Below are 12,953 nucleotides of genomic sequence, written 5' to 3' on the forward strand. Positions count from 1 at the left end.
AAAGGCATATTTTACATTTTACTTGCCCTTCATTTATAAATTGCCTCTCCCTGTTAAAATACCGTATTTCATGTTAAACATTGTTAGACGTTCATATAGAAAATATTCGAAGCTTAAAAAGAAATTCAAATTGTAAAAGGACCACATACTTATCTTTAGGATAGATAAGTGAACCACTAGTAACCAAAGGAATGTACATTTTAGATCAGTAGTCAACAATGCATAAAATCTTCGTTCTGGGAGTACTTTAAAATCTTAGGTTGATGGGCATGGGGTGCTACCCCATGCCCATCAACCTAGGATTATATAAGTTTAATTTCAGATGAGATTTTTTCTTTTTCTAAAGATCCAGTGTAAGTTCTTTAAAGAATTGCATACCAAATAAATGAGCTCTATTTTCAAGTTCACAACACTTATTCCTTCTTAATTCACTCTTTTTAGAGCAAACTTCGCAACCTGTTTCCGAGTTCTAAACCCTAATGCGATAGCAGCGCCAATACAACTAGAAAAACAACCAGCAAACAAATACAATGATGGATCTGACTCACCGATTAAAACGGAAGCTATTCCTCCAATTACCGGGAAAAGTGCAACCATATAGCCACTTCGAGCTCCTCCAATTTTTTCTACAAGCTTCAAATAGAATAACCATGCTACAAATGAAGCAACCAGAGTTAAATATAGCAACACAAATAAATATGAAAACGATGTTGGAAATACAAATTCTTGTCCTTGAAATAATACAATTACTCCCATCAATATACTGCTCACTGTAAATCCAATGGTATTTGCATAGATAGGATTCACCTTGTGACTTGCATTTCGTGCCGAGCAGGCATCACCTATTGCTGTAAGAAGTGTACCTAAGATCGCAAACATAATTCCTTTTATGTCATTGGCCCCTTGAAAGTTGTTCAAGTTCGGATAGATGAGAATACATACGCCTAATACACCAAAAATCCCCCCAACCAAAACGCGTGAATGTAACTCTTCTTTTAAAAAAATCCGAAGGGTAATCGGGGTCAAAATCACTTTTAATGAAAAAACCAATGTTACGATTGCGGCAGAACTCAAAAATGTGGCGTAATAAAGGCATAAATAGCTTAATGCAAAGTTACATACACCAAAAACTATTACAAATGGGATATCTATTCTTGTTGGCATCCCTCTTGGTCGAAGGAACCAAACAAGAATCAAAAATAATAAGGCTGTCATAACAAGACGATAAGTTAAGGATAATTCTAGGCTGACAGGAGTTCCTTGAATTTTTACTGCAATAAAGTTGAGTCCCCATACAAGCAAACAAAATATGTACATAAATATTGTCATGAGTTTTCTCCCAAATCAATGTTTTTATAAATCCATTATGCATTTGTACTGTCATTTCTAAAAGGTACAGTTTACAATAAATACAAATGACAGATGAGGTATTACATTGATGAATGAACTAATATTTAATATCAATCGAGAAAGTAACACTCCTATGTACCAACAAGTTTATCAATACATACGTACTCAGATTTTATCTGGTAAATTAGAAAAGGGTACAAAATTACCATCGATTAGACAGCTTGCTATCCAATTAGAGGTCAGCAGAAACACAACTCAAGTAGCCTATGAACAACTGCAATCGGAAGGATATATTCGAAGTGAGAACAAAAAGGGATTTTTTGTAGAGGCTACTATATCGGATGAGACGCTTAATTATGGACCCATTAGAGAACAGCATCATGAAACAAATCGCGCTGCCACAAAAACTATTGACTTTAAGATTGGGACAGTGGATCAAGAAAACTTCCCTTTGAAAAAATGGAGAATGCTTACAAACAAAATCATTAAAGACTCTAGCATGTTTTCATACGGAGAAAAACAAGGCGACATTAAATTAAGGAAGGTACTAGCAGATTACTTATTTCAATCAAGAGGAGTTAATACTTCTGCAGAACAAATTATTATTGGCAGTAGCACACAGCACTTGTTATTACTTTTATCGCTGTTGTTAAAGCAAGACTATCATTATCTGGCAGTAGAAGACCCTGGATATAATGTGGCAAGGGAACTTTTTGTTCTTCAATCATTTATCATTGATCCAATCCCGGTAAAAGAAAAAGGCATCCAAGTCGATCTCCTTTTAAAATCGCCTTCCAGACTTTTATATGTCACTCCTACTCACCACTTTCCATATGGAGTGACTATCCCTGTGAATGAAAGATTAAAGTTAATTCAATGGGCAAAAAGGGTGGACGGATATATTATTGAGGATGATTATGATAGTGAATTTCGGTACATCCATCAACCTATACCATCTCTTCAAAGTTTAGATTCTAATGATAGGGTGGTTTATTTGGGAACTTTTTCAAAAGCACTTTTACCCTCTATCCGTGTCAGTTATATGGTTTTGCCTAGGAGGCTAACAAGTGAATATAAAAAGATACTCCCTTTGCTTGAGCAAACATCCTCATCTATTCATCAGCGAACACTGGCGACCTTTATGAATGAAGGATATTGGTACTCACACTTAAGGAAGATGAAAGCTTTGTATAAACGTAAAATGAATCTATTGAATAGGGAATTATTAAAAAATTTTAAGAATTATGTTGAAATAAAAGGTGGTAGCTCCGGAATTTTCGTTATTATTGAAGTGAAAACAGAAATGAGTGAAAAAATGCTAATTGAAAGGGCATATGAACACGGAATTGTAGTTTATCCTTGTTCAAAATATTTCTCGAACTATATACCACGATATCCACATATTCAACTTGGATTGGGTAATTTATGTGAAAAAAAGATAATAGAAGGAGTTTCTCAATTAGCAAAAATTTGGCTGTAATCTTGATTTTTACCCTAAAAAAATTTTTTTCGTTCTTCCTAATAGGGGTCATCATACATCGCTGTCAAGTTAAGAAATTAATTGTTCCTCCAAAAGGAAAAAGTGACATTAATACCCTTAAATAGCTGTAAAAAGGTGAAATTTTAGTTAAGGGGGGTTCTCAATTAGCTTGATGGGCATGTGACGCTATCCCATTGCTATCAAGCTAGCAAAATAAAATACCCCCTAAAATGAAAAAGTCCGCTATTCTTTCTGTAGAATCATAAGAAGGGATGGAGTTTTTTGCGCTAGAATGGATACTTGGACATTCGAGATAATATAATATTTATATTATTAACAACAGTTTGGCGGTGTTCACAATGATTAAAGGCATTAAAAATATTGAAACTAAGGAACCCATAAAAGTGTTTTTATTCGTTCCTTGTATTATTCTTTTATTTGATAATATTTATCATTACTTTATTCTTAGGAAGGATTTCTCGCTACAGAAATTTTTATTTGAACTAGTATTTTTATTTATTTTTATTTCATGCATTTTATATAACAAGTATTTACAAAAAATGAATAAACAAGTGTTAACAAAATACATTTTTCTTGGTGTTAGTATTATTTATCTTCTAACATACGACTTTATATTTACACGTAGTCCAAATACTTCTTTACATGTGCCTTATCTAGAATGCTTCTTAGTAATTTCTTCACCTTTATTTTTAAGTATTCGTTTTCTTCTATGGGTGTCTATTTCTATGATATGTAGATTTATAATCGCTATTTATTATTTTCACGTTAACTATCCAATAAAATTAGTATTATTGTTTATAACAATTATTATTACGTCATTTTTTGTGTTTCTTTCATTAAAATTTTTAGTGCAAAAAATAAAAGTATCCTATGAAAAACAAATGAAAGAAACAGCTTTATCGGTAATGAGGATAATGGAATTAAAGGATCCATACACTAGAGGGCATAGTGAACGTGTAGCAAATTATGCTACTATTCTTGCTAGGGAAACAAATGAATATGATGATAATTCTTTAAAACAATTTCATTTTATTTGTTTATTACATGATATAGGGAAAATAGGTATTCCTGATGAAGTTTTAAAGAAGGCGTCTTCTCTCACAGAAGACGAATATAATATTATTAAGGCACACCCACAATTAGGATTAGAAGTTTTCAAAAATATATCTTTAATAAAAGGTAGTGAAGACATAATTCTTTCTCATCATGAAAGATGGGATGGAAATGGTTATCCTCAAAAATTAAAGGAAAATCAAATACCGTTATGTGCAAGAATTGTTGCGATAGCAGACGCATTCGACGCAATGACTTCTTCAAGGGGTAGCACCAACAAAACGCGAATTTCGTACGCTAAGCAATTTTTCACATAGAAAAAGCCGATTTCCTGTACGTTAAGGGATTATCGGCTTTTGTTTATTCCATTATTCTTAAATATTTAGGACTTGGTTCCACAGACAATACTAGGCATCAGCATTTTGAATAAAATCTACCATTTTCTCCTTTAATTCAATCGCAAATTCTGTACGTGTACTGAGATAAAATTGATTATTACTAGACAAATGTACGCGTATAAGGTTTGCTGATCGCAATATCATAAGGTGATGATGGAGGTTCCCTTTTGCTCCGCCTATATAATTTAAAATATCCGTAAATTTGTATTTATCTTTTGAAAGAAACTGAAGTATATCTAAACGTTTTTGATCTGCAAGGGCTTTTGAAATGTTAAATATGTCTTCTCTTGATTTTTCGAACTTTACAGGGTACCACACAAACATTTTTTCTTTAAAAATACTAAAAGTATGGAGCGGCCGAAAGTGAAGAGAAGGAATTAGAACAACGTGCTTTATTGTGGGGATTTCTATTTTAAGGCCAGTCGCAAACTCTTCTACCAATTTTTCTGGTGAATATTTTTCCGCTTTTTCACCAAATTTTGAAATCTCCTTAGTTATTTCTTTCTCTATATGCTCAAATTTAAAGTACTGATTATACCAATCTGACAGGAAATAAAAAAAATTTTTCCTTTGATTTTCTAAGTCAAGCAAAAGATGAGAATTCTCTTTTTTTAAGTGTGGCGCTAGTAATTCATACAATGTGGTTATTGATACTTTTTGGAACCAATTTAAAAATGAATGAATATCCTCTTTTTGAGGACATCCTTCAATTATTAAACATAGCACATCCCCAAACGATACATCTTCAACTTGTTCAAGTGTATTTCTATATTGATCTGTCAGTTTAGCATTAACTTCTTCAACCCAACTAATACCTTTATGCAAATATTTTAGATTTTTCCTTCTTTTATATAATAAAAAACTTAAAAGTAATTCATAAACTATTGAATCATCCACTGTTACACGATATGACATTACTTACCTCCTATTAGGATATTAATTATAGAATAACAAAATATACAACAATTGAACAACAATTAAAATTCTGAATTTATTTACAAATTCTCATTTTTCTAATAATATTGAACTATGATTTAGTTCTTAATTTGAAGAACTAAATAAAATACTATTGGAGGTTGTATTTATGAATCAAATTTCTCATAAGCCTACACGTTGGGATTTACAAAAATTATATCCAAATGCATTTGATCAAACTTTATCTAATGAATTGAATGAAATTAAAGCTTTAATTCATTACTTAAAAGAAGAAACTTATTCAAAATTTAACTCGGAAAGTTTTATTAATGAAAAAATGCTACAGGCCTTCTCTGAGGTCCGCAGTAGGCTTGAAAAAGCGGAATATTATTGTTACTGTCTAACTTCTGAATCAAAAGATCATTCTATTCTTACTTCATTGCCTAGCAATATAACTGCCCTCAAAGACGAAGCCCATTCTTTATTATCAGATTGGAAAAAATATATAAGTAAACTTCCTGTTGAAATCCAAAGGGACTGGTATAGCCTCCCTTTTGTGCAGCCCTTTATTCTTGATTTATCCCCTAGTATTTATAATGATATTGAAGAACAAATGATAAACTTAGCAAAAAATGAATTGAATCATTGGGAAGCTATGAATACTCAGCTTAAAAACAAATTAGAGATTGAATTCATTTATGATGATAATAAAAAGGTAGTTTCTTTTAGTGAATTGAATCATTTAGCTATGAACCATGATGATCCTATCAAAAGAATGGAAGCGTTTGAGTTTCTAACAAGTAAATTGGATCAGGAAAAGGATCTTTTTGCTACCGTTTTTAATAACTTTGCACGGTTACGTCTGTTCCAAAATCATACCCTACAACAAGACGATATATTATCAAATTCTCTTCATTTAAATGGAATTTCTAGAAAATCACTCTTTACAATGTGGGAAACAATAGATAATAATTTAAAGAATTTAACTTGTTTTCTAGACTTTAAAAAGAATAATGTAGAAAAGCTAACATGGCATCAATTGATGACTTCCCAACAAAATGAGCAAAGTAAAATGCCTTTTTCAAAGGCCGTAGAAGAAATATTCAATTCATTTAAAAATATTGACGATGAAATTGCTAATTTTGCACTTCATGTAATAACATATGGCTGGGTAGATGCAGAGCCAAGAACGAATAAACCTTCTGGAGGTTTTTGTGCTCCTTTTCTAAGTGAAGGAGAATCTAGAATTTCTTTACGATACGACGGAACGATAGAGAGTGCAAGGATACTAGCACACGAACTAGGACATGCTTGGCATTTCAAACAATTAAAAGATGGTCCTTCAATTTCTTTTTTAGAAGAACGTTTTCCAATGAGTATCGCAGAGTGTTCATCTATTTTATTTGAATTAATTTTTGTTGATCATTTAATTACAGTTACGAGTGATTTAGAAATTAAACAATCTTTACTTAACTATAAAATACAAAGTAGCTTAAATTATTTAATGGCAGTTCGAGGATCATTTATATTTGAGCAACTTTTCTATGAAAAAAGTAAAGATGGTCCATTAAGTCCTATTCAGATAGAGGAATTATCAATCGAATCTCAGAAAAGAGCCTATGGTGATAGCTTAGAACAGTATCAACCTTTTGTTTGGATGAAATATGGGCATTTTTATGCACCTACCGTTCCTTTTTATAATTATCCTTATACTTTTGGTTATCTATTAAGTTTAGGTCTGTTAGCAATTGCAAAACAGGAGGGTAGTGAATTTCATACGAAATTTAAAAGGTTCTTAAGTGAAACTGGAAAAAGGCCAGTTGAAGAATTAGTATACGACTACTTTAATATTGATCTTTCTAGCTCGGAATTTTGGCAGCAATCTATTGATCAAATTATTAAGGATATGGAAGAATATATTCACCTTTCAAATAGTTAAGTTTAATCAGATAACCTCTTCTTAGAAGAGATTATCTATTATTAGAACTGTAGTTCATTTCAGAGGAGGAATAATTCCCCTGTTCCAAAGATACTTTTAGTAAATCCGATAGTCCCATAAACGATCGTTTTAGGTTATTACCTGTTGCAAAGATTACATTTAAAAGGAAAAATCACAAAAATGAAGAAATAGAATGGAAAATAAAAACATTGGAGGTTGCTATGGATACTGAAAGCATTAACGTAGATGATTATCAGTTGCATGTTAATCTTATAGGTAAAGGCGAACCAATTGTATTTCTTCATGGTGGACCTGGAAGTGAACACCGCTTTTTTTTACCCTATATGGTTCCACTATCAAAAAAATTTAAGTTGATTTTTTATGACCAAAGAGGCTGCGGTAAATCAGACATATCAGAAAACAATCAATACTCCATGAAAAATGAAATAGAAAACCTAGAGACACTGCGAATACAATTAGGGTTGGAAAAAATAAATTTATTTGGTGAATCATGGGGTTCGATGCTTGCTTTACTTTATGCAACTACATATCCTGAAAGAGTCAATAAAATCCTTTTAACAGCCGCAATCGGCATTACTTCCAATGGGCTAGAAAGGTTTAGTAAGGAATTGGAGAGGAGACTAACTGAGGATGATAAAGTTAGGTTTTCTGAATTGCAAGATAAGCTTAAAACTGGCGAATCTTCAATATACGATATTCTTCATATATTGGATCCTTATTACGTCTTCTCTCAAGAAACTTTAAAATACAAAGAAAAAAACACTTTTAGTCATGAGGTAAATAAGGCGATAGGAATGGATATGGAAAACAATTATGATGTAACTGCAAATTTACATAAAATTTCAAGCATCCCTATCCTTGTTGCTCAAGGAAGTCACGACATTCTAACACCTTCTATAATTAAGGAATTATTTTCAGGACATATACCTCAGCTGCAATTAGTAGAAATTGAGAAATGTGGTCATTGGACTATTGTTGAGCAACCAGAAATGATGCGTAATGTAGCATTAAGTTTTTTTAGTTAGAAAAAATGTTTAAGACTCGTAAGCATTGATATACTTTATTTTTAGCACCTATACTTCATATAAATAAGTATTGGACTAGATAACGAATACACAATTTTTATATGATTACAAAAACGCTTATTAATTTTTAATAAAGGGAAGATGATTATGTTTATTCCAACAATACCAGTGTTAGAAGGTTCAACCATATTCCTACGTCCTATAAATCCAGAAAAGGATTGTAAACAGTGGTATGAAATAATGAAAGATCCTGAAATGCATCGTTGGACAGGAAACACAGTTCCTATAAATGTGGATGAAATTAAGGAATTGCTACAAAAATATAAAGACTTAGAAAACATTATTTCCTGGTCCGTTATATTGAAGAATTCTGGAGAAATGATAGGAACATATTGGATCACTGTACCGAAAGAGGATGAAAAAAATCATTTAATAATTGCTTCAGAAGCACAACGAATCGCACATGAATTTTGGCGGAAAGGTATCACTCGTGAAGCTAGAACTTTAATATATAATTATGTGTTTTTAACATTAAAAGTAGTCGAGATTCATGCACAGGCTTGGAATAGTAACATCAATTCATGTCGCTCTATGGAAAAAATGGGATTTCACTTAGAAAAACAAATTAAACGGTTGTTTACTAAGTACAACAATAACTTTATAGAAAATCATTATGTTCTTTATAAGGAGGAGTGGTTAAAGTATATTCGTATCTAGAAAGCATTTTTTTTGGTCTACAACTACTTTTTATAGTCTAAAACATTGTTTTAATAAAACATATTTAAGATAGAAAACCCCTGATTTGCTACTTCGCATAAGGAAATCAGGGGTTTCACTTTCAAAAATGTCTTAGCGTACAATATCCGCGTTTTGACGTCAGGACCCCTTTTATAAATGGAGGAAATATTATGAGAGGAAAAGAACTTCTCACACCTGTACAAAGGGAAGAACTATTACATATTTCTGTTGAAACAGAACATGAGCTAGCACTGCATTACACATTCTCTGCAGAAGATCTTGAAATTATTAATCAACATCGTAGAGATCACAATCGCTTAGGATTTGCTGTTCAGCTTTGTGTCATAAGATATCCTGGAATTACTGTTACGAATATACCAGTAATTCCTGAAGGACTCTTAAGGTTTGTTGCTAAACAAATTGGTGTCGACTACATGGTCTATGAAGCATATGCAAAACGAGAACCTACTAGGCGAGAGCACTTAGAAGAAATACGTAAAGAATATGGATATCGTAACTTTACTATCCGTGATTATCGAAGGATTTCTAAATTTCTACAACCATATGCATTAGAAAATGGAAATACAATGTATCTAATTCAAACTGCATTACAAGAACTACGAAAAGAGAAAATTATTTTACCTGCAATACCAACAATAGAACGAGCTGTATGGGAAGTACGTAAGCGTACAGAAGAAAAAATTTTTAAAGTACTAACATCCTCTTTGACTTCTTCACAACAAGAAAAGTTAGATAGCCTACTCCATCCAATGCCTAATACTTCAAAAACTTATTTATCGTGGCTAAGAGAAATACCTGGCCAATTTTCTCCTGACGCATTTTTAAAAGTAATTGAACGCTTAGATTACATAAGAAAATTAACATTAAAGCTTGATACCAAAGGGTTACATCCAAATCGAATACGACAATTATCTCGAATAGGAGCAAGATATGAACCTTTCTCGTTCCGACGATTTCACAGCACCAAAAAATATGCAATCATGATTGCATATTTAATAGATTTAACACAGGATTTGGTTGATCAAGCATTTGAAATTCATGATAAACAGATTATGAATCTTCAACTAAAAGGAAGGAAACAGCAAGAAGAAATTCAAAAACAGAATGGAAAATCAGTTAATGAAAAAATCAATCATTACGCGAATCTAGGAACAGCTTTAATTAAAGCTAGACAAGAAAACTTAGATCCATTTTTATTATTAGAAACGGTGATGCCTTGGGATACATTTGTAGCCTCCGTAGAGGAAGCAAAAAAGTTATCTCGTCCTATGAATTATGATTATCTTGATTTATTAGAAAGTCGTTATAATTATTTACGGAAGTATACGCCAACACTACTCAGAACATTAGAATTTCGATCTACCAAGTATGCAAATCCCGTTTTATTAGCTTTAGATACTATCCACGAGTTAAATGAAGCTGGAAAACGAAAAGTTCCAGAAGGTGCTCCATTAAGCTTTGTTTCCAAGCGTTGGGAAAGATATGTATATGATGAAGACGGAAGTATTAATCGACATTTTTACGAATTGGCCGCATTTACTGAACTTCGAAATTATGTACGCTCAGGGGATATTTCTATTGTAGGTAGTAGACAACATAAAGATTTTGATGAATATCTTATTCCACAACAAGAATGGACAAAGAGTAAAAATATCGGTACCAGGTTAGCGGTTCCGATTCAAGTAGAAGAATACATAAAAGAGCGCACTGAAACCCTTTTGCATCGAATTCAATCCTTTTCTAAAAATATAAACTCTCTAGAAGGCGTAGATTTAGAAAAAGGAAGTTTGCGTATTCATCGCTTAGAACGAGATGTCCCAGAAGACGCCAAGAAACTAAGCGCTAAGCTATACAATATGTTACCACGTATAAAACTAACGGATTTATTACTAGAAGTGTCGAATTGGACAAATTTTGAACAGCAACTGATTCACGCATCAACAAATAAACCGCCTAAAGGCGATGAAATTATTATATCTCTTGCTGCAATGATGGCGATGGGAACTAATATTGGTCTAACTAAAATGGCAGATGCAACTCCAGATATCACCTATCATCAGTTAGCTCATGCTAGCCAATGGCGAATGTATGACGATGCATTACAACGTGCTCACTCTATACTTGTAAACTTTCAGCATAAAATCCCTTTATCCTCTTATTGGGGAGATGGGACTACTTCATCATCGGATGGTATGAGAGTTCAAATTGGGGTATCTTCTCTCAGCGCTAGCTTCAATCCACACTATGGAACAGGAAAAGGAGCGACCATTTATCGATTCGTAAGTGATCAATTTTCTTCTTTTTACACAAAGGTAATTAATACAAATGCTAGAGATGCTGTACATGTTATCGATGGATTATTACATCATGAATCTGATTTGGTTATTGAAGAGCATTACACAGATACAGCGGGCTATACAGATCAAGTCTTTGGATTGGCTCATTTATTAGGTTTTCGCTTTGCGCCTCGGTTACGTGATTTAGCCACTTCTAAATTATATACGATTGGATCACCTAAAGAATTCTCAAATATAGAATCCTTAATACGGGGACAAATTAATATGAAGTTAATTTGCGATAATTATGATGATGTTTTACGGCTAGCTCATTCTATCCGAGAAGGTAAAGTATCGGGTGCATTGATTATGGGGAAATTAGGGTCTTATACCCGTCAAAATAAAGTGGCGAAGGCACTAAGAGAAATAGGAAGAATTGAGAAAACCATTTTCATCTTAGATTATCTTTCAGATAAAACGATGCGTAGACGTATTCAACGAGGATTGAATAAAGGAGAAGCTATGAATGCACTTGCTCGAGCTATTTTCTTTGGAAAACATGGTGAATTACGAGAAAGAGCGCTACAAGATCAACTTCAAAGAAGTAGTGCACTAAACCTCTTAATTAATGCAATTAGTGTGTGGAATACTGTTTATTTAAGTGAAGCAATAAACGTTTTGAAGAAAAAAGAAAAATTTGATGAAGAACTATTAAAACACATTTCTCCATTAGGATGGGAACACATTAACTTCCTAGGAGAATACCGATTTAGTAAAAAAGAAATTGCACCATTAGACTCTCTACGACCATTACAGATAACTTAGTAGTAAGAAGCCGATTATCTCTTAGCGTACAGGAAATCGGCTTTTTCTTTATAAAATTTTGCTTAGCGTACGAAATTCGCGTTTTGTTGGTGCTACCCCTTCAAGAGCATATCTTTCAGCCCTATCTCCTGAAGAAGCTTATAAACGTATCATAAAAGGATCCGGTACACAATTTGATCCATCTATAGTAGAGGTTTTCAAAAAGGTATTTCCTTTATGGGAAAAAATGGCACAAAAGTCTTTTAGTTAAAAGTTCATGCCTTAGATTAATTCATATTAAAATTAAAAACGTTATTCTTTTACTATATACGGATAACTTTTCTAATTAGATAAAGTAACTTTTTTAGTAAATCAAGCCCTTTTCTCAGTTCTTCATTCTCACGCTAGAGCTTTTCATTTTATACTGAGTACTACCCCATCGCTATCAAGCTAATAAAAAAATGCCTCCTAAAATGAAAAAATACGCTATTCTTTCTGTAGAATCATAGGAAAGGATGGCGTTTTTGTATGTCTATTTCTTTATCTGATGAATTACAGCTATTTGCTCAAGAGATTCAAAGCTTTTTATCTCCAAATGTTTTACGAGACCTTGCTAGAGATATTGGTTTTGTACAACGAACCAGTAAATACCAAGCAAAAGATTTAATTGCTTTATGTATATGGATGAGTCAAAATATCGCTACAACCTCTTTAGCTCAATTATCTAGCTGTTTAGAAGCATCCATAGAAGTACTCATCAGTCCCGAAGGAATGAATCAACGGTTTAATAAATCAGCCGTTCAGTTTTTACAACATATATTGACTAATCTTCTAAATAAAAAATTAACTTCATCTATGCGAATTTTTTCTCCATACACCTCTGTTTTCAAACGTATTCGTATTTTAGATTCA

The 12,953-nt window shown here is 32.6% G+C and carries 7 protein-coding genes and 4 pseudogenes; 9 read left to right on the plus strand and 2 right to left on the minus strand.

The window, feature by feature from the left end:
- Window positions 1-136: pseudogene (locus tag ACYVEC_RS30080) on the plus strand (serine/threonine protein kinase); the annotation flags it as partial.
- A 287-nt stretch (window positions 137-423) separates the two neighbouring features.
- Here the strand turns inward: ACYVEC_RS30080 and ACYVEC_RS30085 are convergent.
- Complete coding sequence (locus ACYVEC_RS30085) at window positions 424-1,329, minus strand: DMT family transporter (RefSeq protein WP_460509525.1); 906 nt, start codon at window positions 1,327-1,329, stop codon at window positions 424-426.
- A gap of 109 nt (window positions 1,330-1,438) precedes the next feature.
- Here ACYVEC_RS30085 and pdxR point away from each other — a divergent pair, with 109 nt between their 5' ends.
- Both pdxR and ACYVEC_RS30095 read left to right on the plus strand, forming a co-directional pair.
- On the plus strand, window positions 1,439-2,830 hold the full coding sequence (gene pdxR / locus ACYVEC_RS30090; RefSeq protein ID WP_431113992.1) for a MocR-like pyridoxine biosynthesis transcription factor PdxR: 1,392 nt from the start codon (window positions 1,439-1,441) through the stop codon (window positions 2,828-2,830).
- A 359-nt stretch (window positions 2,831-3,189) separates the two neighbouring features.
- Window positions 3,190-4,206 (plus strand): annotated as a pseudogene (locus ACYVEC_RS30095) (HD-GYP domain-containing protein); the annotation flags it as partial.
- Between the two features lie 105 nt (window positions 4,207-4,311).
- Here the strand turns inward: ACYVEC_RS30095 and ACYVEC_RS30100 are convergent.
- Window positions 4,312-5,217, minus strand: a complete 906-nt coding sequence (locus ACYVEC_RS30100; RefSeq protein ID WP_460509527.1) for a winged helix-turn-helix domain-containing protein — start codon at window positions 5,215-5,217, stop codon at window positions 4,312-4,314.
- Between the two features lie 169 nt (window positions 5,218-5,386).
- On the opposite strand from ACYVEC_RS30100, the gene ACYVEC_RS30105 reads away from it, so the two are divergent.
- The 6 genes and pseudogenes from ACYVEC_RS30105 to ACYVEC_RS30130 form a co-directional block, all read left to right on the plus strand.
- Entirely contained in the window at window positions 5,387-7,156 is a 1,770-nt protein-coding gene (locus ACYVEC_RS30105; RefSeq protein WP_460509529.1) for a M3 family metallopeptidase, read from the plus strand.
- A gap of 221 nt (window positions 7,157-7,377) precedes the next feature.
- Window positions 7,378-8,202, plus strand: a complete 825-nt coding sequence (locus ACYVEC_RS30110; RefSeq protein ID WP_460509531.1) for an alpha/beta fold hydrolase — start codon at window positions 7,378-7,380, stop codon at window positions 8,200-8,202.
- 147 nt (window positions 8,203-8,349) lie between these two features.
- Window positions 8,350-8,919 (plus strand): GNAT family N-acetyltransferase, encoded by a 570-nt coding sequence (locus ACYVEC_RS30115; protein WP_460509533.1) that lies wholly within the window; start codon window positions 8,350-8,352, stop codon window positions 8,917-8,919.
- Between the two features lie 191 nt (window positions 8,920-9,110).
- Entirely contained in the window at window positions 9,111-12,062 is a 2,952-nt protein-coding gene (locus ACYVEC_RS30120) for a Tn3 family transposase (RefSeq protein WP_460509535.1), read from the plus strand.
- A gap of 91 nt (window positions 12,063-12,153) precedes the next feature.
- Window positions 12,154-12,312, plus strand: a pseudogene (locus ACYVEC_RS30125) (HD-GYP domain-containing protein); the annotation flags it as partial.
- 257 nt (window positions 12,313-12,569) lie between these two features.
- A pseudogene (locus ACYVEC_RS30130) lies at window positions 12,570-12,953 on the plus strand (IS4 family transposase); the annotation flags it as partial.

It is taken from the genome of Bacillus sp. MN7755 (assembly GCF_054771475.1).

Bases quoted from the DNA above. Each gene is read 5' to 3' on its own strand.
- ACYVEC_RS30085 (WP_460509525.1), bottom strand. From the start codon at position 1,329: ATGACAATATTTATGTACATATTTTGTTTGCTTGTATGGGGACTCAAC.
- pdxR (WP_431113992.1), top strand. From the start codon at position 1,439: ATGAATGAACTAATATTTAATATCAATCGAGAAAGTAACACTCCTATG.
- ACYVEC_RS30100 (WP_460509527.1), bottom strand. From the start codon at position 5,217: ATGTCATATCGTGTAACAGTGGATGATTCAATAGTTTATGAATTACTT.
- ACYVEC_RS30105 (WP_460509529.1), top strand. From the start codon at position 5,387: ATGAATCAAATTTCTCATAAGCCTACACGTTGGGATTTACAAAAATTA.
- ACYVEC_RS30110 (WP_460509531.1), top strand. From the start codon at position 7,378: ATGGATACTGAAAGCATTAACGTAGATGATTATCAGTTGCATGTTAAT.
- ACYVEC_RS30115 (WP_460509533.1), top strand. From the start codon at position 8,350: ATGTTTATTCCAACAATACCAGTGTTAGAAGGTTCAACCATATTCCTA.
- ACYVEC_RS30120 (WP_460509535.1), top strand. From the start codon at position 9,111: ATGAGAGGAAAAGAACTTCTCACACCTGTACAAAGGGAAGAACTATTA.